The 23337-nt window shown below is 68.0% G+C and carries 20 protein-coding genes and 2 pseudogenes; 7 read left to right on the top strand and 15 right to left on the bottom strand.

Annotation, left to right across the window (positions count from 1 at the left end):
- Positions 1-98 precede the first annotated feature (98 nt).
- The gene (locus ACIN94_RS26430; RefSeq protein WP_400711271.1) at positions 99-1400 is read right to left on the bottom strand and encodes an Nramp family divalent metal transporter; all 1302 of its coding nucleotides are present in this window, start codon (positions 1398-1400) and stop codon (positions 99-101) included.
- 901 nt (positions 1401-2301) lie between these two features.
- Here ACIN94_RS26430 and ACIN94_RS26425 point away from each other — a divergent pair.
- The 3 genes from ACIN94_RS26425 to ACIN94_RS26415 are packed head-to-tail and all read left to right on the top strand — an operon-like array spanning position 2302 to position 4155.
- The gene (locus ACIN94_RS26425) at positions 2302-3474 is read left to right on the top strand and encodes a glutathione-independent formaldehyde dehydrogenase (protein ID WP_400711268.1); all 1173 of its coding nucleotides are present in this window, start codon (positions 2302-2304) and stop codon (positions 3472-3474) included.
- Between the two features lie 28 nt (positions 3475-3502).
- Positions 3503-3709, top strand: coding sequence for a hypothetical protein (locus ACIN94_RS26420; RefSeq protein ID WP_400711265.1), 207 nt, complete (start codon positions 3503-3505; stop codon positions 3707-3709).
- Complete coding sequence (locus tag ACIN94_RS26415) at positions 3706-4155, top strand: cupin domain-containing protein (RefSeq protein ID WP_400711263.1); 450 nt, start codon at positions 3706-3708, stop codon at positions 4153-4155. The genes ACIN94_RS26420 and ACIN94_RS26415 overlap by 4 nt, the downstream gene beginning before the upstream one ends.
- 195 nt (positions 4156-4350) lie before the next feature.
- On the opposite strand, the gene ACIN94_RS26410 is transcribed toward ACIN94_RS26415, so the two are convergent.
- Positions 4351-4692, bottom strand: coding sequence for a hypothetical protein (locus tag ACIN94_RS26410; protein WP_400711260.1), 342 nt, complete (start codon positions 4690-4692; stop codon positions 4351-4353).
- Between the two features lie 294 nt (positions 4693-4986).
- On the opposite strand from ACIN94_RS26410, the gene ACIN94_RS26405 reads away from it, so the two are divergent.
- The gene (locus ACIN94_RS26405; RefSeq protein WP_400711257.1) at positions 4987-6360 is read left to right on the top strand and encodes an IS110 family transposase; all 1374 of its coding nucleotides are present in this window, start codon (positions 4987-4989) and stop codon (positions 6358-6360) included.
- Positions 6361-6727: 367 nt separating this feature from the next.
- On the top strand, positions 6728-6946 hold the full coding sequence (locus tag ACIN94_RS26400) for a transposase (RefSeq protein WP_400711254.1): 219 nt from the start codon (positions 6728-6730) through the stop codon (positions 6944-6946).
- Between the two features lie 91 nt (positions 6947-7037).
- Here ACIN94_RS26400 and ACIN94_RS26395 read toward each other — a convergent pair whose 3' ends face one another.
- The 6 genes and pseudogenes from ACIN94_RS26395 to ACIN94_RS26370 all read right to left on the bottom strand — a co-directional run bounded on the left by ACIN94_RS26395 (position 7038) and on the right by ACIN94_RS26370 (position 11410).
- The gene (locus tag ACIN94_RS26395) at positions 7038-7682 is read right to left on the bottom strand and encodes a CatB-related O-acetyltransferase (RefSeq protein WP_400711251.1); all 645 of its coding nucleotides are present in this window, start codon (positions 7680-7682) and stop codon (positions 7038-7040) included.
- Positions 7683-7762: 80 nt separating this feature from the next.
- Positions 7763-8437 (bottom strand): annotated as a pseudogene (locus ACIN94_RS26390) (MBL fold metallo-hydrolase); the annotation flags it as partial.
- 191 nt (positions 8438-8628) lie between these two features.
- Positions 8629-9258 (bottom strand): HAD-IA family hydrolase, encoded by a 630-nt coding sequence (locus ACIN94_RS26385; RefSeq protein ID WP_400711248.1) that lies wholly within the window; start codon positions 9256-9258, stop codon positions 8629-8631.
- Positions 9259-9386: 128 nt separating this feature from the next.
- Positions 9387-9659, bottom strand: a pseudogene (locus ACIN94_RS26380) (transposase); the annotation flags it as partial.
- 220 nt (positions 9660-9879) lie between these two features.
- Positions 9880-10485 (bottom strand): hypothetical protein, encoded by a 606-nt coding sequence (locus tag ACIN94_RS26375; RefSeq protein WP_400711245.1) that lies wholly within the window; start codon positions 10483-10485, stop codon positions 9880-9882.
- Between the two features lie 397 nt (positions 10486-10882).
- Complete coding sequence (locus ACIN94_RS26370; RefSeq protein WP_400711242.1) at positions 10883-11410, bottom strand: hypothetical protein; 528 nt, start codon at positions 11408-11410, stop codon at positions 10883-10885.
- Between the two features lie 335 nt (positions 11411-11745).
- Between ACIN94_RS26370 and ACIN94_RS26365 the strand changes: the two genes are divergently transcribed.
- Complete coding sequence (locus tag ACIN94_RS26365; protein ID WP_400711239.1) at positions 11746-12354, top strand: hypothetical protein; 609 nt, start codon at positions 11746-11748, stop codon at positions 12352-12354.
- A gap of 415 nt (positions 12355-12769) precedes the next feature.
- On the opposite strand, the gene ACIN94_RS26360 is transcribed toward ACIN94_RS26365, so the two are convergent.
- The 7 genes from ACIN94_RS26360 to ACIN94_RS26330 form a co-directional block, all read right to left on the bottom strand.
- Complete coding sequence (locus ACIN94_RS26360; protein WP_400711236.1) at positions 12770-14797, bottom strand: hypothetical protein; 2028 nt, start codon at positions 14795-14797, stop codon at positions 12770-12772.
- A gap of 120 nt (positions 14798-14917) precedes the next feature.
- Positions 14918-15397 (bottom strand): low molecular weight protein-tyrosine-phosphatase, encoded by a 480-nt coding sequence (locus ACIN94_RS26355; protein ID WP_400711233.1) that lies wholly within the window; start codon positions 15395-15397, stop codon positions 14918-14920.
- 143 nt (positions 15398-15540) lie between these two features.
- Positions 15541-16842, bottom strand: coding sequence for a vanadium-dependent haloperoxidase (locus ACIN94_RS26350; protein ID WP_400711230.1), 1302 nt, complete (start codon positions 16840-16842; stop codon positions 15541-15543).
- Positions 16843-17142: 300 nt separating this feature from the next.
- Entirely contained in the window at positions 17143-19002 is a 1860-nt protein-coding gene (locus ACIN94_RS26345; RefSeq protein ID WP_400711227.1) for a glycoside hydrolase family 127 protein, read from the bottom strand.
- Positions 18995-19789, bottom strand: coding sequence for a carbohydrate ABC transporter permease (locus ACIN94_RS26340; RefSeq protein ID WP_400711224.1), 795 nt, complete (start codon positions 19787-19789; stop codon positions 18995-18997). The genes ACIN94_RS26345 and ACIN94_RS26340 overlap by 8 nt, the downstream gene beginning before the upstream one ends.
- Positions 19786-20712, bottom strand: a complete 927-nt coding sequence (locus ACIN94_RS26335) for a carbohydrate ABC transporter permease (protein ID WP_400711221.1) — start codon at positions 20710-20712, stop codon at positions 19786-19788. The genes ACIN94_RS26340 and ACIN94_RS26335 overlap by 4 nt, the downstream gene beginning before the upstream one ends.
- Positions 20709-21995, bottom strand: coding sequence for an ABC transporter substrate-binding protein (locus tag ACIN94_RS26330; RefSeq protein WP_400711218.1), 1287 nt, complete (start codon positions 21993-21995; stop codon positions 20709-20711). The genes ACIN94_RS26335 and ACIN94_RS26330 overlap by 4 nt, the downstream gene beginning before the upstream one ends.
- 240 nt (positions 21996-22235) lie before the next feature.
- On the opposite strand from ACIN94_RS26330, the gene ACIN94_RS26325 reads away from it, so the two are divergent.
- Entirely contained in the window at positions 22236-23234 is a 999-nt protein-coding gene (locus ACIN94_RS26325) for a LacI family DNA-binding transcriptional regulator (RefSeq protein WP_400711215.1), read from the top strand.
- The last annotated feature ends 103 nt before the right edge of the window (positions 23235-23337 follow it).

Genomic DNA, 23337 nt, shown 5'->3' with positions numbered 1-23337 from the left:
TCATCCTCTGTATCGGTGTGATGGACAAATGACGCGGGTGAATGACATAGGGGCGACTGGCAGCGACTTCCGTGCTGTTTCGGAAGTGAACGGGGGCTTCAGAAAAGGAGCGTGAACGGCAGGCAGACGCCGAGCGCGGCCACAATCGCGCCCGTCACCCCGGCGACCCGCGTGGTGAGCGGGGCGTTGACGAGCGGGCCCATCAACGCCCGGTCCCGGCAGAACCCGACGAGGAGGAACAACGCCACCGGTACCCCCAGCGAGATCACCACCTGGCTCGCGATCAGCAAGGCGGTGAGGGGCACGCCGATGCTCAAGGCCAGCACGGACGGCGCCATCGTCACGATCCTGCGCACGTGGGGGGACACCCGCCAGCCGAGGAATCCGTGCATGACCACATCTCCCGCCAACGTGCCGACCCCGGCCGACGAGATCCCGGAAGACAGTAGTGCCACGGCGAACGCCAGGGCGGCGAAGCCGCCGACCCGGCCGGCCAGCTCGGAGTGTGCGTCGATAAGGTCGCCGGTCCACGTCCCGCCCGTCGCGGCACCGAACCCGGCACCCAGGGCGATCATCGACACGTTGACGCCGGTGGCGATGCCTAGGGCGAGCATGCAGTCGAGGCGCAGTGCACGACGTACGAGCCCGGGCTGCCTGCGAGCGGCGTCGGCCGACATCCCATGGCCCTGGACCAGCGCGGAGTGCAGATAGACCGCATGCGGCATGACCGTGGCGCCGACGATTCCCATCGCGAGGACCAGCGAGCCCGAGCCGGCAAAGCCCGGGACGAGCCCGGCCGCGAGCCCGGCGGCTGACTGGTGGCCCACCGCGACAATGTCATAGCAGATGCCCGCGCCCACCAGCACGAGTGCGGCCGCGCTCATCAGCTCGAACCGGCGGGTACGGCCCTGCCGCCGCAGTTGTAGCAGCAGGAGCGACACCGCGGCCGTCACCGCGGCGGAGAGAGCTGCGGGCATCCCGAACAGCAGCCGCATACCGATCGCCGCGCCGACGAACTCGGCCAAGTCAGTCGCGAGCACGACGATCTCGGCCTGGGCCCACAGGAGTCGGATCCCCCACCGCGGGAGTCGCTCGCGGCACAGTCGCGGCAGACTCTGGCCGGTCGCCATCCCCAGCTTGGCGGCCTGGAACTGGATGAGGATGGCCACGAGGCTGGCGACCACGACCACCCACACGAGCAAATATCCGTGCGTGGCGCCGGCCGTGAGATTGGTGGCGACGTTGCCTGGGTCGACGTAGGCGATGGCCGCCACGAACGCCGGACCCAACATCGGCGCAATCCGCGAACGACGGCCCTCGCCTCCCGAGACGCTGAAGTCCGCCGAAACGACCGAGGCGCCCGGGATGGCGTCATGGTCGATGGTATTACGAACGATCACTTGCTTTTCCCGTCCAGGTCGACATCCGATAAACCTGCAATTCGGCTCGTACCCCAGAGATGAGAGCCAGAGGGTTTGAGGCACGAATACCCGCGCCTCCGGATATCGACACGGAAAGCCATCCCACAAGTGAGCAAATAGAAGGCAGCATAACGAGAAGCGGCGAATTCTCTCACAAATCTGAATTTATCAGTTGGGTATCCTGAGAAATAGGCACGAATGTGGCTGCACAACTACCGCAAAAGCCGTCGTGCTGTATCGACACCTGACAGATAATCCGCTACGCATGCATATCGGTCCTGGAGACCCAGGTCGAGGCCGTGACCGTGGCCATCTCGGGGAACGGCTTTGCGCACCATGTACGCGACCCCGGGCCTCGGTGGAATCCTGACGGTCGCTCCTCGGCCAGTCCCAGCTCGTCGCACAGCGGGTCTCCGTGCATTACCGCGGCCTGCGGCGCACGGTCCGGTCCGGCTGCGGCACCGAGTGCGCGCCGGTCCTGAGGGGACAACAGCCGGGTGGCGTGGATCAGTGAGGCGGTGCCGAAGCCCTGGCAAGACCGCGCTTGTGGGCGCGGTGCACGACCTCTCATTACGAGGGCATCGCACGGGCATGCCGGCCAGGCCACGCGACGAGCGCCATCCCGCGCCAGACCGAGACGAGCCCGGCGAGCAGCGTTGGAATCGGCCGGCGTCCATTGTCCGTCGCGGGAGAGGTGCAGGATCTCCCCGCTAATTACGTCGGAGTACGCGTGGGCGGTCAGTGAATGGGTACGTTTGTGTTGGTTTATGTTGATTTAGGTCAAAACTGGGCGTATGGCGGGGGCGGTGCGTGTAGTGCGGCCGCCGGCCGCCGGATGAGAGACGGGGGTACGGATGGGCACCAGCGATGGGCGGCCGGTATGAAGGCCGTCGTCTTCGCCGGCACCCGCTCCGTCGCGGTTGAGGACGTCCCCGACGCGGTGCTCGAGGAACCCGAAGACGTCGTCGTCCGGATCAGCTCGAGCGCGATCTGTGGGACCGACCTGCACATGTACGACGGGCGCACGGGAGCCACGCCTGGCCTGGTCCTGGGGCACGAGCCTCTCGGTGTCATCGAGCAGGCCGGTTCCGCGGTCGAGATGGTCAAACCCGGGGACCGGGTGGTGATCCCGACCCACGTGTACTGCGGAGTGTGCGTCAACTGCGCGCGGGGACTGTCGGCCGCCTGCCTGCGAGTGCGCCCGGGTGGCTTCGGCGCGGCGTACGGTTACGCGGGTATGGGGCCTTACCGCGGCGCACAGGCCGAGCTGCTGAGGGTGCCCTTCGCCGACGCCAACTGCATCCCGGTGCCCGGGGAACCGGGCGACGATCGTGAAGACGATCTGGTGTTGCTGGCCGACGCGTTCGTGACCGGGTGGCATGCAACTGAGTTGGCGCAGGTGACCGCGGGCGCGACGGTCGCGGTGTTCGGCGCCGGGACCATCGGCCTGCTCGCGGCCTACAGTTCCCTGCTGAAGGGTGCCGCCGAGGTCTACGTCGTTGATGCGGTACCCGAACGGCTGGACAAGGCCGGGGAGATCGGCGCCGTTCCCGTCGACTACCGGCTGGCGGATCCCGTGGACCAGATCTGCGAGCTTCGCCGGGCTGGTGGCCTGGCGCCCGGTGAGGCGGCGATGAGCGGGGTCCAGGTGGGCATCGACGCAGTGGGATTCCAGTCTCACGACCGCCTGGAGCCTGGCGTGGAGAACCCGACTCAGGTCATCAGCGATCTCGCCCGGCTGGTCAACCCGACCGGGCATCTGGGCATCATCGGTGTCTACGCCGAGAAGGATCGGCATCCAGCCCCCGAGGGGCACGCCGACGGCCGCCTGACGGTGCCGTGGGCGACGTTCTTCTCCAAGGGGGTTTCGGTGAGGTTTGGTCGTACGCACGATCGTCGCTACACGGTGTTGCTCCGCGACCTCGTGCTGTCCGGCCGGGCCCGTCCCAGTGTGGTGGTCACCCATCATGGGCGGCTTGATGACGCGCCCGGGTTGTTCCGGGCCTTCGACCAGCGCGTCGACGGAGTCATCAAGGCCGTCCTGCGGCCGTGACAGCTGGCACATCGGGGGGTGGATGGCGATGGCAGGGCCGGGGCGGGAGGTGATTCCGCAGGCGGTGCTGAGCCCGCTGACGAGGGCGGCACTCTTCCTCGTGGTGACCGTCTACCGTGCCGTGGCCACACCAAGTGACCTGCTGTTCCACATCCGGGCCCGTGGCGGCCGGGTGGATGGGGTGGTCTTCCATATGGGTGATCGCTTCTTGGCGCTAGAGAAAGGGCAACCATGAGTGACATTCCTCTCAGCAAGCAGATCAGGGTCGTCCATAGCGAAGCCCTCGACAGAAACACGACGCAGACTCCTGGGCTGATCCGCGAAGTAGCCTTCGATGCCCGGAACCCGGACGCGGCACATCTTTCGGCGTTCCTGAGCACGGTCAAGCCCGGCGCGGCAACCGGAGCGCACCATCACGGGGAGCAGGAAACCGTCCTGTACGTCATCAGCGGCATGGCCCGGTACCGGTGGGGGAACCGGCTGGAGAACGTGGCGGAAGCGGGACGCGGTGACTTCGTGTTCGTCCCCGCCCATGTCATTCACCAGGAGATCAATGCCTCCGCCGAGTACGAGACGGTCTGGGCAGTTGTGCGGTCCGGCGTGGACCCGATCGTTGTCAACCTCCCTGAGCTCGACAAATACATCGAGGCGCCGGCGGTCGAGTACACCGTCCCGGAATAGACCGCTGAGGGCGGCTCGAAGACCGAAGGCCCCACTGTGCGTTCGCGTGCACTGCGATGTGCAAGGCGGTGAGCAGACAGGGCCCCCGCCTTGATTCGCTATGTCCAGTTCCGGCATGTTGATCAGATGTTGTAGACGGCGAAGGCGGCATCGCGGTCGAGGAGGTTGCGGCGGGCGCGGGCGCTGTTGGCTCGATCAGCCAGACGCATGGAGCCGATTTTCCACGCCCCAGTGGGTACGTTCGTAATGGTTGAGGTGGGCGGCCCCGGCCAGGTCGGCGGGCAGGCTGGTGATGCCGTACACGATTTCTTTGCTGGTCCAGATGCCGTCCAGGTCACCGACGTCGCGGCGGAGCCGGAATGCCTGCCGGGCGCCGGGGAACAGCGTGTCATTGGCTTTTACGGTGCGGATGGTCCGGCGTTCGGTACAACCGTGCCCGTGATCATCGTCGATGGCGGCGCTCTGGGTCCAGTCGGCGTCCGGGCCCGACAGCAGGACCTGGGCGGCGGCACGGGCCAGCAGCTGGTTGCGCTTCAAAATGAGGACGTAGTGGGCGTTCAGCTGGCACGAGCGCGACCCCTGTGACGATCTTCGGATTAGTCCCCCTATCCCTTCCGGTGACGCCGCGCAGGCGTGAAAATGGGTCGGGTTGCCCGCCGACGTCGGTGTCTTATCTGGGATCTGGAACCCGTGGATTAGTCTGACGCCGGGGCCCGACCTGGAAGGGTCACGCACTGTCGCTTCGAGCACGCCGGTCAGAATTTCGGTTCCCGACCGAGGCCCCCGGGCATCCCCCCACCTACCCCCGACAGGTGATGGAGGACGGTTCGCGTGGCGATACGAGAACCTCATGAAATCCCCGATGAGGAACACGAGCAGATCTTCGAGCGGGTCTGCGCGATCGATGTGGCCAAGGACTCCGGCAAGGTGTGCATGCGCGTGCCACACGAGTCCAAGCCGGGCCGGCGGCTCAGCAAGGTGTGGGACGTTGCCGCCACGTTCAACGCGGTCACCGAGCTCGCCGATCATCTGGTGTGCCAGGGGATCGAGATAGTCACGGTCGAGTCGACCTCCGACTACTGGCGGATTTGGTTCTATCTGCTGGAAGCGGGTGGCCTGAGGGTCCAGCTGGTCAATGCCCGCGACGTCAAAAACCTCCCCGGCCGCCCGAAGACGGACAAACTGGACAGTGTCTGGTTGGCCAAGCTGACGGAGAAAGGGCTGCTGCGGCCCTCGTTCGTGCCGCCGAAGGAGATTCGTACGCTGCGGGACTACACCCGGATGCGGGTGGATCTGACTCAAGAGCGGACTCGGCACTGGCAGCGCCTGGAAAAGCTGCTGGAGGACTCGCTGATCAAGGTGTCGTCGGTGGCCAGCAAGCTGGACACCGTCTCGGCCCGGGACATGGTCGAAGCGCTGATCACGGGGGAACGCAACCCCCGGGTCCTCGCCGATCTGGCCCGCGGCAAGATGAAGGCCAAGAACGCCGCCCTGATTGAGGCGTTGACTGGCCAGTTCGACGACCACCACGCTGAACTCGCCCGGATACTGCTGGACCAGATCGACGGCCTTACCAGGCAGATCGATCACCTGACCGTCCGGATCGAGCTGTCACTCTCAGCCATCCCCGCCGCTCAAGCTTCCCCGCACAGAGACGGCCACGGCTGTGACTGCGGCTCCGATGAGTGTGACCACTGCCAGGTGGCACACGTCCTGCTCCCGGCGCTGGAGCGGCTGGATGAGATCCCCGGTATCGCCCCGCACATCGCTCAGGTGATCATCGCAGAGGTCGGACTGGAGATGAGCCGGTTCCCCACCGCGGGACATCTGGTGTCCTGGACCAAACTCTGCCCGCGCACCATCCAGTCAGGGGCCAGGAGCAGATACGGTCAAACCGGAAAGGGCAACCCGTACTTGAAGGGTGTACTGGGAAACGCGGCCGCCGCTGCGGCCAGGAGCGACACCTTTCTGGGCGAACGCTACCGGCGGATCGTCAAGCGCCGCGGCAAGCTCAAAGCCCTGGTTGCCATCGCCCGGTCCATCCTTGTCATTGTCTGGCATCTGCTCGCCGATCCCACCGCCCGCTTCAGTGACCTGGGCGCCGACTACTACGCCAACCGCATCGACAAGGGGAAGAAAGCCCGTAACCACATCCGGCAGTTGGAAGCGCTGGGCTTCACCGTCACCCTGACCCAGGCCGCCTGACCCATACCGCCGCTGACCAGCCCCCGACCGACGATCGCCGGCCGGGGTTCGCTGCCGCCTGCCCAGCTGAGGTGGTTATTTACCGGTCAGACCTGAAAGATCATCAGAAGTCGCGCTCTTTTGCACTCCACCTGCCGAAACCCTCAACCACGCCATAGACACGGGCGCACCAGCATGCCGCTGGAGCGCGTAAAAAGGGGGATCTGCCTGGATCGGCGCTTCGGGCACGACGGTCGCGGCCGTCGAGGGCGAGACGCTCGGCCGGTCCCGGGGCGGCCTGACCAGCAAGCTGCATCTGGCGGTGGATGCCCGCTGCCGGGTGCCGGCGGTTGTCCTCACCCCCGGTCAGACGGGTGACAATCCGCGCTTGACCTCGCTGGTCGACCAGATCACGCCGCCTGCCGGCCGCAGGCGGCGTGGCCGGCCGTACACCTTCGACGCCGAGATCTCCGAGCGGCGCAACGTGGTGGAGCGGGCCATCGCGCGGCTCAAGCAGTACCGCGCGCCGGCCTCGCGCTACGCCAAACGCGCCGTCATCTACCGCGCGCGGATCCTACTCATCGCGGCCCTGACCTGGCTCTCATGATTCACAAGACAGGATCTAGAGGCAACGTTCGCCCTGCTCCGATGTGACGTACCAGGTGGGACGGACAGCGGTTGGTGACGGCTGTGGTGGGTCAGGCTCGCGGTGCGAGCTTTTCGAGGTCGTCGATGGTGCCGGACATGATGACCCGGAGATGCTCGGTGATGTGTTCGGCGGGCCAGTCCCACCAGGCCAGCTCCAGAAGGCGGGCGATGTCGTCGTTGTTGTAGCGGGTGCGGATGAGTTTGGCTGGGTTGCCGCCGACGATGCCGTAGTCGGGGACGTCGTCGACGACTACGGCGCCGGAGGCGATGATCGCGCCGTGTCCGATGCGGACGCCGGGCATCACCATGGTGTTGTAGCCGAACCAGACGTCGTTGCCAATGATGGTGTCGCCGCGGCCGGGCAGGCCGGTGAGCAGGTCGAAGTGTTCGGCCCAGGATCCGCCCATGATGGGGAAGGGGAAGGTGGAGGGGCCGTCCATGCGGTGGTTGGCGCCGTTCATGATGAACCGGACCCCGGTACCCAGCGCGCAGAACTTGCCGATGACCAGCTTCTCCGGCCCGTAGTGGTACAGCACGTTGCGGGTCTCGAACGCAGTCGGCTCGTCCGGGTCGTCATAGTAGGAGTACTCCCCGACCTCGATGAGTTCGGAGGTCACCAGCGGCTTCAGCAGCACCACGCGCGGCTGGTCGGGGAACGGGTGAAGGGCCGTCGGGTCAGCGGGGATCCGGGTCATGGCAGTGGCTTTCAGCTCGGGAATGGCTGGCAGGTACCGGTCGCGATGGGGACAGGTCCGGACGTCATAGCGATCAAATGTCAAAGGCCCATGGTCAGGCCGCTCACGGCGACCGCGATCTCGTCACGGAACGTCCGGCCGGCGGCGTCCCGGGCGACCTCTGGATCCGTACCGGGCCACAGATGGGTCAACAGCAGGCGTGCGGCGCCAGCCTGGGCGGCCTGGTGCCCGGCTTGGCGGGCGCTGGTGAGGTAACCAGCGTCGTCGGGCGGCATGCTGTCGGGATAGGTCGCTTCGGCGATCAGCAGGTCGGTGTCACGGGCCAGCGTGACCAGGTCCGGGCTCGGTCCGCCATCTCCGGTATAGGTCAACGACTTACCCCCGGCCATCACCCGCACCCCCGCGTTGGACACCCAGTGCGGAAGCAGCACCGTGTCGACCGTGAACGGGCCAAGGGCCAGCCGGTCACCGGCGTCGAACTCACACAACCGGTACGCCTCCTCCAGCATCCCCGGCCGATCCAATGACAAGACCACCTTCAACGCTCCGGGCAAGGCATAGACCGGCAGGGGCGGTGGCCGCCGGCCGCCGAGCGCCCGCGCCCGCAGCAACGGGTTGAGGTCGGCGCAGTGGTCCGGATGCCCATGACTGATCACGACCGCGTCGATCTGCTCGGCCGTCGTCGATTCCAGCAACCGTGGCAGAGCCGCATACCCCAGGTCGAGCAACAGCCGGAAACCGCCGTATTCCACTAGAAAGCCACTGCACGCCTGTTCCGCAGTGGGTCATGCTCCGCAACCACCAAGAATAGTGATCTTCATACGACCGATAATGCCATCGATCCGCTGGCAGGAGCCGGGACCCGGCGGGTCCCGTTACAGGTGATCGACAGCCGCCGCGAACACGACCGGGTCACCAACGACCCGCAGGAACCAGCCGACCTCGATTACGAGGAGGACGGACTGTGATCCCCGTTCAGCAATGGGGCGAGCGCCCGGCGCAGATCGTCAGGCTCGCGGTAGACGACGCCGGTCATGCCCAGCTCGATCGCGGCGTCCACGTTCGAGGCTCGGTCGTCGACGAACAGGCAGCGGCCGGCGGCGACCCCTGCCGCCCGTGCGGCGGCCTGGTAGATTCGCCGGTCCGGTTTGGCCGCTCCCACCTGAGCACTCGTGACCACCGCGTCGAAGGAATAGTCCAGCCCGGCCGCCTGGAGGACCGCGTTGATCTGGATCGTCGAGTTGGACACCAACACGACGGGCACCTGGGTTCGGACCTGCCGCAGCAGGCCGACAACCTCCGCGTCGATCCGGCACCCCGCCTCGACGAACCCCCGGCTCAGCTCCGCAGCCTCCTGCGGGCCGACCAGCCCGGTGAGTCCGGCGGCGATCGCTTCCGTCCACTGCCCGGCCGTGATCTGCCCCAGGGCCGCCGGAACGGCCAGCTCCGGAGCGAAGGCGACCTTCTCCGTGGTGCCCGCGGCCAGGCCGCAGATGCGTTCACGCTGCTCGTGCTCGGTCAGGTCGACGTAGCCGATCACGTCATAGAAGTCACACAGCACCGCATCGAAGGGCATCGGTTCTCCTGTTCATCCACGTAGCCGCTCCCGCCAGGGACGCGTGCCGTACTCGGTCGCCAGAGCCTCGTCCAGCCAGCCCCGCTGCCTCTCGGCCAGCAGCGGCAGTACCCGGTCGAAATCCAGCTCGTCCTTTCGTCGATGCGCTTGTCGTTGACCCGCGGGGCCTTGACTTCGATCGCGCCGGCCGCGGTGAGGATCTCACGCGGCTGGTGGGAGCCGTTGCGGACGACCAGGCGGTGGCCGTGCTCGTCGCGCTCGTCGGCGAAGGCGGCGATGTAGGCCTCCACCTCGGCCTGGAGAGCGGCGGCGAGCATCTTGCGGGCTCCTTCGCGGACGATCTGGTCGATCAGCGAGGACGAGGCGGCGCTCGCCGTACCGTCGTGGTCGTCAGCGGGCAACTCGGGCACTACGGTAAGCGGCACGGGTGTGCCTTCCCGACCGACGTTGGCGCGTCGGCCTTATCTCGAAACCATCATCGGATGATCCGGGAAGGTACACCCCTTCCCGGCAGATCCACAGGTTTCGATCATTGCTCCGTTGTGACGGCGGTTGGTCCTATGAGCTTGAACTGATCGCCAGGCGCGTCAACTATCTCGCGTAGCGGCCGACAGCCGGCCTTCAATCAAGAAGATCCGACAGTTCGGCCATAAGGGCGGGTGGCACCTCACTCCTGAGAAAGCGGTTGTCGATGCCGCATCCCTTGGTCCAGACCGTTACGCCAGCGGGAGGTCCTTGAGAGTATCGGAAGATAAGACGTATGGACGGCGTCGCTCCTGCCGGGCAGGATCCCTCTTCTTTCTCCGTCGGTCGAGAGACGATCTTAGCCGATATTTCTTTCGCAACGTCTTCGCCGTATGTCTTCTTTCGCGGCGCCGTGGCGCTGAGCTTGCAAACGGTAAGCCCAATCGCACCCTTGGGTACCATCTGCCTGTCCTGTCCAGTCCTTCCGCGCCCCGGATCGCACTGGTCTGTCGGGTTGAGAGACGGCCAGCGCCTTGTATTGTAGGCGGCGCTCACCGCGTCTCCGATATAGGACATTGTGTGGAACGCGCCGTTCGTCGTTACCACACACTGATTATCGTCATATGCGGTTCCGATCCATGACACACTGCCATTGCTGTAGCGCAAGCGGATGAGGTAGCTGCGCGGTATAGAACCGATCAGAGTGCAGGCTCGCCAGGATGGCGAAGCGGCAACGGGAAGATGATTGAAATCAGTCACCATCGCTGTCAGACCATCGGTCAACTGTCGCGGTGCGGTCGCTCGAAATCCCTTCGCATCGTAGGCACAGATATCTGCCTCTAGAGGGGTACCCGGCACAAGGCGTTCGCGGGTTCCTGATCCAACGGATGGCACCCAATCTCCTGGTGTCCTCCCTGCCCAACTAGTCGGACACTCCGGGGGGGACGATGCCGGCGGTGGGGCAGGTGGGGCGCATGCTGATGCAGCGAGCAACCCGAATGCGCTCACCATCGCAGAGATGGTCTTTCTCATGGTCTTTAGACGCGTGGCATCCTTAGTCGGTTGCTGGACTGATATCACAGTGCTGGTCGGTCGGGCGCGAAGAGACGTCAGGCGTCCGAGACGAGGCCTGGACGCCTGACCTGTGTGCTTGGCGTGTTTAGTTCGTCACGGATACACGGGAGTGATCGTTTCGAAGGATCTTCGTGTGCCCGAACCCGCTGCCTTGCTTGGCGTATCCGTAGGTCCGTTTCTGCATCGAGTCCACGTCGAGGAAGGCGAGCACGTCTGCTCCGGGCAGCAGCGGCGTATGCGCGGCCAGACGGGCCGGCAAGGCGCGGGAGACTTTCTCGATCTGGCGGACGTTCCCCCACCTCAGGCAGCGCAGGAACGAGCCGAGGGTGGACGGGGCGCGGATACCGGACAGCAGCTTGTCCATGCCGCCGTGCCGTAACGCGTCCAGATCGGCGATGGAGTCGGCCCCCGCGGCCAACCCGGCCAGGATCGAGCCGATTTTCGCCGCCGCGTTCACGCCGAGCCGGTCGGCGATGGCGACGTGCTCGTCCACGAGTCTGTCCAGGTCGCAGCGCTCGGCCAGCCGCATCACCGGCTCCAGCCCGGCGTAGGCGACGAGGTGCTCGTCGTCGAAGCTCGCATGGGTCCTGGCGGGGGCATGAAACAATCGCACTTACGAGGTGTCCTTCGGTTGCGGATCTTGGAAGCGTAGAGAACTCCCATCATCCCAGGCCGGAGGGCACCTCCTCTCATTTCAGCGCAATCAAGTCAGATTCGACTCGGTGCATCCAGGTTCAGCGTCTTGTTGTGAACACGAATGCGGGAGGTGGGGGGCGGTGGCGCCTTGCTGAACGCGGTGCTGTATGGGAGATGGAGGTTTGTCTGGCCCTCCAGAGTCGCTCTGCGGGGAGAGGCTCCTAGTGCTACAGACCCGTGAAGCAGAATGAAAACGCTCACTTATCCAGAAATTGCTGGTTCTTTCCGATCCCGCGATGCTACGGATAACACATGCGAAGATCACTGGTGGTGCCGGTAACGATCATAGGAATATTGCTCGCCCTCGTCGGGGTCGTGGTCGCAGCCGTGGCGCTGGTGTTCGCCGCGCTGGACCCGGCGCCCCTCGGAGTTGGAGCCAGCGCGTCACCGGGGCCTGTGGGTTCCCTGCCGTCGCCGACTCCGGTCGCGGATACGGGCGCGGCGACAGCCCCCGAGGAGAACCCCGACGAGAGCGCGGACGAGGACGAGGAAGGTCCCGAGGAGCGCCTGGCCGCCGGGAGGGCGTGGCCGCTCAAGATCAGCCAGGCTACCCGCGACAAGCTGGTCGCCGCGAGCCGCGCCGCCGTCGGCCCTTCCGCGGAGTCCGCCGGGGTGGCCACCGGGGGAGTCGTCTACTACGGCGTGGTCTACGGCGAAAGCGAGGCGGCCGACACCTACTACGTAGTTGCGGCGCTGGGCGGGCTGCACTTCTGGACACGCGAGGGGCACGGCGACTGGCGTTTCCGAGGTGACTACGACGTGCAGGTCTGCGCGCCGCCCGTACCCACCCCGTTGTATGCCGCGTGGGGGTTGAATTTCTCGACACGGAAACCGGGCGAATACGAGCTTTGCCGCCAATGATCGTGTTTTCTGATCGGATGCCTCGACATGCAACTTCAGGGTGAAAAAGGCTCATTGGGGCAGGGACTGCAACGCCCGCCCGCGCAGATGGCCAGGGCTGCCATGACGAGCACAATGTGGCGCAGGATCGCGTGATAGAGGCTGTCGATCACTGTCAAAGGCGCGGCCCGGGCCGAGGGAGAGCGCGGCGAAGGCAGGCGGGGTGAGTGGGGAGCCCGGTCTGTCGGCACCCCGTCGACGACCGGACGGCGCTCCGGACGTCCTCCCCGGCCATGACCGTGCCACCGTGTCCGTCCCCCGTAGGGCGGCGCAGCCGATGCGCGGCCCCCGGCCACTCCGCGCGGCAACCTGTTTGGCCATATGCGTATCTCGAGGCAGGCCGGCCACACCGTGACAAGACCCTTCCAGTCGGACGTCAGTTGGTGTGGGTGTTGGGTAGGTGGTCGCCCACGTGGCCGACCCAGATCTTGCCGGTGCTGCCGCCGGAGTCGTCGTGGAAGTGGATCCGGGGTGCCGGATGGCCGCCTTTGCGGATCTTGATGTGCGCCTCCATCAGCACCTTGCCGGAGGGGTGCACCTCCTGGGGGACCGCGAACATCCGCCTCGCGCTGTACTTGCCGTTCGTGGTCACCGTCCGGGACTCGCTCATGGCGACCATGCCCGCGGGGATCGTGAGCCGGGCGGCGCTCCTGCACCAGTCGAAGAACCCCCCGGCGAACTCGCCCGCCGACCGGGCCTGCGCGAACGCGTCCAGCGCCCGCAGGGCATCCCAGGTCTTGGCGGCCCAGGCCCGTGCGAGCGTGGGGTAGGCGAGGTCGAGTTTCGTCGCCTCCGCGTCCGTGTCGCCGATCTCCACGTGGACGAGCGTCTCCCGGGCCAGGTTCAGGGCGTCCATGAGGCTGGCCGGCTCGGGGGAGGGCTCACCGGAGGTCAGTCCGAAAGCCGGCTGACCGGCCTCGGCCAGCCGGGCCTCCAGCCAGCGGACCCGCTCTTCGAGCTTGCGGGCGCCCGAGACGGCCTCGGCGTACTCCTGCTGGAGGATCTCGTGCTCGGTGCGGAGCCGGTCGACCTCGCCTGCCAGCCGGTCGCTCTCGTCCTCCGCCTCGGCCAGCAGCGGATCGCCGCCCTGCCGTACGGCGATCAGATCGCGCAGCCCCTCGACGTGCGCGCCGAGGGTACGCATCCGGCGCAGTATCTCCCCGTTCTCCGAACCGTTCCCCGCCGATGCCGCCGCGAGGTCGAGTGCCGCCTCCAGTTCGCCCCGCATCTTGCCGGCCACGACGTCGGCGACCGTCTGGGCGAATTCCCCCATGTCGAAGGCGGACTGTCCCGGCTGTGGGGGCTGCGTGATCACGGCGGGCTCCGGCGCCGCCACGGTCGCAACGTGAACCTCCCTGTCGGGAACGCCCCCTCCGGGCTCGACGGCGGGTTCGGCGACGGGTCCGGCCCCAGGAGGGGCCACCCGGGGAGGGATCACCTCGGGCGCGGGCCGCCCGTTCATCGCCAGCATCCAGCGGCGCAGTTTCTCTCCCGGACCGGAGTCGGCCGAGACCGGCCTTGATGCCACCGCCTCGGCGATGGCGCCGATCTGGGCCTTGCCCGCCAGGACCCTGGAGACGATCCGATAGGTGCGTTGGACGTCGTCGGGCAGCGGACGCCGGGAGGTCTCGCCGACGACGCCCCCCGCCACCAGGGCGAGAGCCTGCTCGCCCTGCTTGCGGATCGTCGGCCCGCCCATCGGGCGGTGCCGGTAGGGGTAGCTCTCGGTGGCCGGGTCGAAGTCCGCCACGTAGGTGCGGAGGCCCCCGCCGAACACCCCGAGATCGGAGCCCATCGCCTCGTTGAAGCGGCCCTGGGCGCGTAGATCGGCGAAGCGCACGACCACGCCCACTCCGGCGACGGCGTCGGCCAGGTGCTCGGCCCTCGTCCTGGCGCCCTGCGGATCGTGGGGGACCACCGACACGACGATCACGGCGACCCGGCGGTCGCGCTGGGAGAGCAGGTGGACCAGCCGGTGGACGTCGCCCTCGTCGACCGCGTCCGCGGTGTCCGTCAGGTGCACCGCTCCGTCGGTGATCCGCGCGGTGCGCAGGTAGGCCTGGACGAAGCCGGGGGCCTGCCAGGCGTCTGTCTCCCCGTCCTCCTCGACCCTGACGACCACCCAGCCCGTCATCCCGGGTACCGACTCCGCATAGGTGACCCGCGTGCGTACCAGCCTTCCGCCGCGGGTCTCCTCCAGGACATACCGGCCACAGTCGGGCTTACGGTCCAGGCGGACTCTGGCGCCGTCCGTCTCGAACTCCTGTGACGGCTTGCCCGCCCCCGGCGCCGGAAGCCCTTTGGCGACGAGCCAGTCTCCGAAGGTACGGCGGAGCCGGAGAGAGATCGGCGCGGTCCTGTCGCGGAGGACCGCCTGGTAGACGGGGTTCATATTCGGGGGCATGAGGCACGTTATCCAGCACTGTGGGGGTACGGCCTGCCGAATGCGGAGAGCTGTACCAGAAGTGACCGGAAAAGCCTGCCGTCGAGCGCGCCCCCGGCCGGAGCCGATGCCGTTAGGTCGTCACGGCGGGAGCAGCTTCTCCGACAGGTGTTTGGCCAGCCCATCGGAGGCGGCCCTGACCATCTCCAGCACGTCGGCGAAGCCCTCGCGGCCGCCGTAGTAGGGGTCGGGCACCTCGGCGTCCAGCGGTGCGGCCGGGTCGAACGAGCGGAACAGCCGCACATCCGCGCCGGTCGGAGCCAGGCGGTGCAGAGCCCGCAGGTTCTCCCCGTCCATCGCCAGCACCAGGTCCACCCGTCCGAACCAGTCGGCCAGGAACTGCCTGGCCCGGTGGGAGGAGCCGTCGTAGCCGTTCTCGGCCAGCATCGCCGCGGCCCGCTCGTCCATCGGGTTCCCCTGGTGCCAGCCGCCCGTGCCCGCGCTGTCGACCGAGACGGCGTCGCCCAGTCCGTGGTCGGCCAGGGTCTTCCTCAGCACGACCTCGGCCATCGGTGAGCGGCAGATGTTCCCCAGGCACACAACACATATGCGGTAGCTCATCGTCCCAGGATGCCGTCTGCCGGACCATCCGCAAAAGCGACGGATCGCCTCTTGCCGCCCGGCAGGGTCCTCCGGGTGACCAGCCGGCGCGGTGGAGCGGCCGCTCCCACCGCGCCGGACACCCTGTCACCGCCTTTGGAAGGTCAGTGGTAGAGCCGTGCCGAGAGCCGGAGGGTGTCCGCGGCGACCTGGCGGCCGAGCGTCGCCCCGGCCTCGTCGGCGGATCGGGTGTGGATGCCCGACCAGACACGGGCGTCGATGTTCTCGTTGGTCAGTTCCCTCCAGGCCGTGTAGGCGTGGGTGGTCCCCGGCGCGGTCGGGCTGGTGAGGATGAGCGTGCCGGCGATGCGGGCGCCGGTCAGCGCGGTGAGGATCTGCTCGGCGGCACCGGCGTAGGTGCCGTGGCCGCTGGGGTAGTCGGGATGTGGCGGCGTCGCGTGCAGCGGTATCCAGGTCGGGTCGGGGACGGTGAGGGGGTCGCCGTCGACGTCGGCGTGGTGGATCGCGGTGATGGGGCGCCACCGCAGGTAGGCGTACTTCGCGTCGGATGTGGCGATCTGGGTGTCCACCAGTGCCACGTGGAAGAGCGCGACGAGCTCGGTCCGCGAGAGCAGCGAGCCCGGCGCCCCGGCGAGCGCCGCCCGCAGCACCCCGGTGTAGATGACCACTGGGGATCCCAGCCAGAACTGGGCGTTGCCCGTCTGGGCCGGGGTGCGGGCGAAGCTGTTCGCCGCGCCGTACACGCGCACCTCCTCAAGGTCGGCCCGGTAGCGGGCGGAGCCCAGCGCGGGCGGCGGCCCCGGGCGGAACCGGTCGGCGCGCTCCAGGAGGAAGGGCCTGGCCTGGCGTACGCCGGCGTGTATGGCGGGGCCGTAGTACGGGGGTGTGGGCTGCCAGATGCCGGGCGCGGGGTAGGGGACCTGGTACGGCGGGCTGACCGAGCCCGGGTCGAGCCCGTCCCCGGCCCGCTCCGCGAGTAGCTCCTCCGCCCTGCGCACCCCCGTCGTCACGCCCAGGTCCTTGGCGGGGCCGTCGGGTATGCGCGCCAGCGTGGCCGCCAGTGCCGCGTTCAGCTCGGCGGTGCGGGCAGGGATGAGGCTGACGAGTGAGGTGCGGACGGCCGAGGCGAGCGCGGCGTCCTGGAAGGCGTCCGAAGAGGGGCCTGATTTGAGGGCGCGGGCGGCGGACAGCCAGCTGATCGCCCAGGTGCGGTTGTCGGTGACCTGGCCCGTGAGGTGGGCGGTGACGGCGGCGGCGGTGATGTCGTACCACTCCAGCGCCACGTCACCACGGCGGGAGGAGCCGGTCGTAGGTGAGGAGGGGGCCGCGGGCGCAGCCCCCGCGGTCACGGTGGTGAGCGCGGTGACGGCCGTCATGACTACTGTCCGCAGCCGGGCGCGGCGCCGTACGGCCGCGCGCGGAGGGTGAAGCGACTCGATCGTCATCTCGTGAAGATTCCTCTCTGGACATCGCGGAAGATGTGGGCGCTTCGCGAGGCCCAGGTCATGAGGGCACGGGAGCGCTGTACTGGCTGGCTGGCCGGCCATGGCAGGTCGAAGCAGTCGCGGAGGGCTGTTCCGGTGTATTCGCTCCGTAACAGTCCGTGTGCTCTCAGTATGGACATAACCTGCCCGGCAAACGCGTCAAACCCGCCGGTCAGCTACGGAGATATGACATTGAACCCGTCGAGGGCGCCACCGGAATCCGCACGACGGGTTCTCCCGTCCGCCGCCGAGCGGCCGCCGTCAGGCGGTGGTGGGCAGCCAGACGCGCATGGTGGCGGGGCCGCGGTTGCCCCACCGGTGGTACGGCACGAGCCGCAGGGGCTCGCCGGCCGGAGCCGGGGCGGGCTGACCCGGCGGGGCCGCGCTCTGCGGCGCCTGTGGTGAGGAGTACGGCCAGGCGTCCGCGGGCGGGTGGAGGAGCGAGGCCTGGACGTCGAGTTCGACGACGCCGTCGAGGAGATGGTGTTCCACCGGCGTAGCCGTCCCTGCCCGGATGAGGGAGAGCGGGGGCTCGTCGCCCACCGATTCGGCGCAGTACACGAGCGGGCCGCGTTCGACCGCCGCACAGCCGCGGACGGCGTCGGCTCGCGGGTCCGGGTAGGTCCAGCGGGGCGTCATCGGCAGGTCGAGACGGATCTCGTCGCCCGCCCGCCATTCCCCCTCGGCGACCGCGTAGCCCGGGGACACCGGGCGGACGGCTCCGCCGTAGGAGAGACGGGCGCCGGAGGCCCACGGCGGGACCCGCAGGGAGATCCTCCCGGAGCCGGCCTCCAGCACGCGGACGGTCACCGCACCGGACCACGGATAGCCGGTCTCGACGCGCAGGGCGAGGCCGCCGTGGCGGATCTCGGCCGGGGCGTGGTGGTGGATCTGCACGCCGGAGGCGTCGGAGGTGGCCAGATAGGCGGCCAGCGAGGCGTACGTGCGGGCGATGTTGCTGGGGCAGCACGACACGGTGAACCACGGGGAGCGCAGGCCGCCCTCGGCCACCTGGTTGACGCCCTCCAGCGGGCTGGCGGGTACCCGGACGTGCAGCGGGCTGGCGTAGAAGAACGAGCGGCCGTCCAGGGCGAGGGCGGTGGCCAGCACGTTGAACATGGTCCGTTCCGCCAGGTCGGCGTAGCGCACGTTACCTGTGGCCAGCAGCAGCCGGTGGGAGAGCATGATCGAGCCGATCCCGGCGCAGGTCTCGGAGTAGGCGCGGTCCGGGGGGAGCTCGAAGTCCTCACCGAAGGACTCGTCGGAGTGGCGCGAGCCCAGGCCTCCGGTCAGATGGATGCGCCGGGCGACGGTGCGCTCCCACTGCGCCTCGATCGCCGACAGCAGTTCGGAGTCCCCGGTCTCCACGGCGACGTCGACCGCACCGCTGGCGAGATACACCGCCCGTACGGCGTGGCCGCGGAACACCCGTGCCCGCCGTACCGGCAGGTCGTCCTGGAAGTAGGCGCGGCCGAACGTGATGTCGCCGAGAGCGGGCAGGCCGCGGCGCTCGACGAACCGGCGGGCCATCTCAAGGTAGCGTTCGGTGCCGGTCGCCCGGTACAGCTCGACCAGCGCCATCTCCACCACCGGATGGCCGCATGTCTCCTGGGTGTTCATGAAGCGCCGGCAGATGTGGTCGGCCGCGCGGAGGACGACCTTGGTCAGCTCGTCCTCCCCGTGCGCGCGCAGCCGGGCCACGCCCGCCTGGATCAGGTGGCCGTAGCAGTAGAGTTCGTGGCCCCACTCGAAGTCGCTGTAGCGGTCGTCGTACCAGCGGGTGTTGAGGTAGCCGTCCTCCTCCTGTGCGGCGGCCACGGTCGCGGCCAGCTCCGGCAGGTTCGGGTGGTCCGCCCAGGCCATCGCCTCCAGCAGCTTGTAGATCTCCGAATCGCTGAACTCCCGGCCCTGCCGGGGGTGGGCGCCGCGCTGTGCCGGAGTCGCGCCGAGCCGGCGGAAGTTGCCGATCCAGCCGGTCCGCTCCATCCATTCCTGGCAGTGGGCGATGGTGACCTCGCGGTTGAGCGCGATCCGATCGCCCCAGAATCCGGGTGCCGGCCGTACCGAATCGGTTCCCAGGGGAGACAGCACGCCCGAGGAGGGCAGGACAGGACTAGCCACGCAAGGCTCCTGACATGAATCCGCGCACGTAGTGGCGCTGCAGGACGATGAAGAGGATCAGGCAGGGCACGGCCATGACCATGACCCCCGCCTGCAACATGCCGTAGTCGATGGCGCCGAACGTGCGCTGGGTCATGCTGACCACGGCCACCGGCAGGGTGAAGCTCGCGCCGTCGTTGAGCAGGATGAGCGGCGCGAAGAAGTCGTTCCAGGAGGCGAGGAAGGCGAACAGCCCGACCGTGATCAGGGCGGGCCGGACCGCGCGCAGCAGGATGAGGGCGAAGGCCCGGAAGGTGCCGCAGCCGTCGACGAGGGCGGCCTCCTCCAGTTCGCGCGGGAGCGCCTCGAAGGCGTTGCGCATCATGAACAGGGCGAACGGCAGCTGGAACATCACGAAGACGAGGGAGAGCCCGACCAGGGAGTTCTGCAGGCCGATGTAGCCGAGCAGGACGTAGAGCGGGATCAGGATGGTCGCGTAGGGCACCATCAGGATCGCCAGCGTGGTGAGGAAGAGCAGGTTCTTGCCGGGGAAGTCGAAGCGGGCGAAGGCGTAGCCGCCGAGGGCCGAGGTCGCCAGCGTTCCGGCGACGGTCATCGCCGACACCAGCACACTGTTGGTCAGGTAGGTGCCGAGTCCCTCCCCGAAGCCGGCCATCTCGGTGTAGTTGCCGATCCCTCCGTCGAAGGAGGACCAGCCGCTCCACAGCAGCGGAAACAGGAAGAGCACCGCCAGAGCCGACATCGTGCTGTAGTAGCGCGTTCTCGCCAGCGGTCGCCGGCTTCTCACTTCGACCTCCTGAGTACTCGCATCTGCAGGGCGTTGAGCGTGACCAGGGCGACCAGCAGCACGACCGACAGGGCTGCGGCGCCGCCGAGGTCGAAGCGGAAGAAGGCGTCGCGGTAGACGACCATGACCATGGAGACGGTGCTGTTGTCCGGGCCGCCGTTGGTGAAGACGAAGAACTGGTCGAAGGCGAGTAGCGAGCCGGTGATGCTGAGGATGAGCAGTAGGGCGAGCGTCGGCCGGAGCAGCGGCAAAGTGATCTTGGTGAAGGTCTGCCACCGGGTGGCGCCGTCGCTCCTGGCGGCCTCGTAGACCTCGACCGGGATCGACTGCAGGCCGGTGAGCAGGATGAGCATGTTGAACCCGGCGAACCGCCACAGAACCAGTGCGATCGTGGAGAACAGCGCCATGTTCGGGGTGCCGGTCCACTTCACCGGCTCGTCGGTGATCCCCAGGGCTCGCAGGATCGGGTCGATCGGCCCGAAGTCGTTGTTCAGCATGCCGTAGAAGAGCAGCGCCGCCGAGGCGAAGCCGACCGCGCCCGGCAGGAAGAACGCCGTGCGGAAGAACCCGACGCCGGGTCTGCGCTCCTGTACCAGCAGGGCCAGGCCGAGCGCCACGGCCGTCAGCAGCACCGTCGTGATGGCGGTGTACTTCAGGGTGAAGCCCACCGCGTCGAGGAAGAGCGGGTTGTCGGCGATCTTGGTGTAGTTGTCCGGGGCGTTGAAGGCCGGCCGGCCGAGCAGCGGCCAGCGGTTCAGCGACATCCAGACGACCAGCGCCAGAGGCACGACGAACAGCACGCCGACGACCAGTGCGGTGGGGGCGGCGTAGAGCCAGCCCTGGATCCTCCGGGTCCGCCACCGGGGCGGCAGGGACGCTGCCCGTACCGCCCGCCCGTCGTGTCTTGGCAGTGTCACCGTCATTGCTGCAGCGACTTGGTGATGTCGGCGTTGAGTTCGGCGACCTTGCTCTCGTCGCCGAACACCGCCTCCCGGGCCAGCCGGAGCCATGGTCCCTGCGGGTCGTTGTAGGTCTGCCCGAAGCGCAGCGCGTACGGCGTCTGCCCCTTGGCCACCAGCGAGTTGATCATTACCACCCTCGGGTCGGTGGCGGAGTACTTGTTGCCGGCCAGGTCGGTGCGGGCCGGGATGTCCTTGTTCTTGGCCATGACCTCGACCTGCGCGTCGTCGGAGACCGTCCAGGACAGGAAGTCCCAGGCGGCGTCGGCGTTCTCGGTGGTGGCGGAGATGCCGATGGAGTCGCCGCCCACGAACGTCGACTCGCCGCCGTCGGGGCCGGCGATCGGCGCGACGCCGATCTTCATCTCCTTGGGCATCAGGCCCAGGGTGGTCGAGGGCATCGGCATGACGCCGATCTCTCCCTTGGGGAAGAATCCGGTCCAGGTCGGGCCCTGCTCCTCCTTGGCGGTGGGGCCGGTGACCCCCTTGGCGTACAGGTCGCGGTAGATCTTGAACACGTCGGTCATCGCGGCCTGGTCGTTGAGCGAGGTCGTGCCCTCGGGGTTCATGACCTGCCCGCCGGAGGCCCACACCGAGGGCCAGAAGGTGAACACGTAGCAGCCGCCGCAGTTGCCGCCGAAGAACGTGCCGTGCACCTTGCCGTCCTTGCCGAGCTTCTCGTTGATCGTCGTAGCCTGCTCGGCGAACTCCCGGAGCGTCGTGGGCCCCTTCTCCGGGTCCAGCCCGGCCTTCTCGTACAGGTCCTTGTTCCAGAACCAGACCGACAGGTCCAGGGTGTGCGGGAGCGTGTACGACCGGCCGTCGAACGTGCCCAGCTTGATGTGCGAGGGGGCGAGACTGTCCTTGTACGGCAGGGCGCCCAGCCGGTCGGTGATGTCCAGGAACAGGCCCTGTGAGGTGTAGTTGGGCACGAAGATCACGTCAGCGGCGAAGATGTCCGGCAGTTGCTTGGCGCCCGCCGCCGCGGCGATGCGCGGCTGGTAGTTGTCCGTCGGGATGACGGTCAGCTTCACCTGGTTCTTGTGGCTCTTGTTGTAGGCCTCGACCAGTCGCTCGCTCTGCGCCTGGGTCGCGGCGCGCGTCCACATGGTGATCGTGACGCCTGCGGCGTCCGCGGGCTGTGCGGCTTTCGGGTCGCCCCCGCCGCAGGCCGCCACCGAGGCGGCGGTGAGCAGGCACAGCAGTGCGATCCCGGCCTTGCGGCCCCGGGGCGAACGTGGATTCATGGCCTCTCTCCTTCTGGTATCCCCCGAGACACACGAAACAGAACTAAAAGGTTTTCGGAAACGTAGAAGAAACCTTGGAGGGTGTCAATGGCCTTGATGGTGCTGCTCTGCTGAGATGACACTTGCTCATCAAGGGAGCCCTGGTTAAAGTCTGTCCAACAACCTAGGGCTGTTGCAGTACCCAGGGGGAAGTTGGAGAGAAAAGGATTTCGGTAGATGGCCGGTAGGGGATCACGCGCGGTGACCATCAGTGATGTGGCCACCCTGGCGGGGGTGTCGATCGCCACCGCGTCCAAGGCGCTGAACGGGCGCGACCAGGTGCGGGCGGAGACCCGGCAGCGGGTGCTGGAGGCCGCGGAGGAGCTCGCCTTCCGGCCCAACGCCCTGGCCAGAGGGCTGCTGTCGGGACAGACCAGGATGGTCGGGCTGCTCACCAGCGACAGCGTCGGCAGGTTCGGCATCCCGGTGCTGCTCGGCGCGGAGGACGCGTTCGGCGCGGGGGAGATGGCACTGCTGCTGTGCGACGCCCGCGGCGACGCCATCCGGGAGCAGCACTACATCCGCACATTGCTCTCCCGGCGGGTGGACGGTCTCATCGTGGTCGGAGAGAGCACGGACACCCGCCCGTCCATCAGCCGCGACCTGCCCGTTCCCGTCGTCTACGCCTACGGGGCGTCCGACGATCCGGACGACGTCTCCTTCGTCCCCGACGACGTGGGCGGCGCGGCACTCGCCGTACGGCACCTGCTGGCCACCGGGCGGCGCAGGATCGCGCACGTCACGGGGCCGATGGACTACAAGGCCGCGAGGGACCGAGCCGAGGGCCTGCGGACGGCGCTTCAGGAGGCCGGTATCGCCCAGGCCGGCGAGACGCTCTCCGGCGCGTGGTCGCAACGCTGGGGCCGGCACGCGGCGGAGGTGCTGCTGATGGCCGAGCCGGAGGTGGACGCGGTGTTCTGCGGGAGCGACCAGATCGCCGCCGGATTCGTCGAGGCCACCAGGGAGCGGGGGCGCCGCATCCCCGACGACATCGCGGTCGTCGGCTACGACAACTGGGAGGTCCTGTCCACGGAGACGCGGCCCGCACTGACCACGGTCGACATGAACCTGGAGACCCTCGGCCGCACCGCGGCCAAGCACCTGTTCGCCGCCATCGACGGCAGGGCCACGCCGGGAGTCCACCGCATGCCCTGCCGGCTCGTCATCCGTGACTCCACCGCCCCGCGCGGGGCCGGCTGACGCGGCCGAGGTCGTTCTTCCGTAACCGAATTCCTCCGGCGGGCAGGGACGGCGTCAGGGGCCGGCCCGGGCCGACCGGCCGCCGGAGGTCCGGCCGACGCGC

Origin of the sequence: Streptosporangium sp. NPDC087985, assembly GCF_044741965.1 — a bacterium.
Taxonomy (GTDB): domain Bacteria; phylum Actinomycetota; class Actinomycetes; order Streptosporangiales; family Streptosporangiaceae; genus Streptosporangium.
The sequence above is the reverse complement of the archived record's forward strand: the minus strand, read 5'-3'. Positions and strand labels throughout refer to the sequence as shown.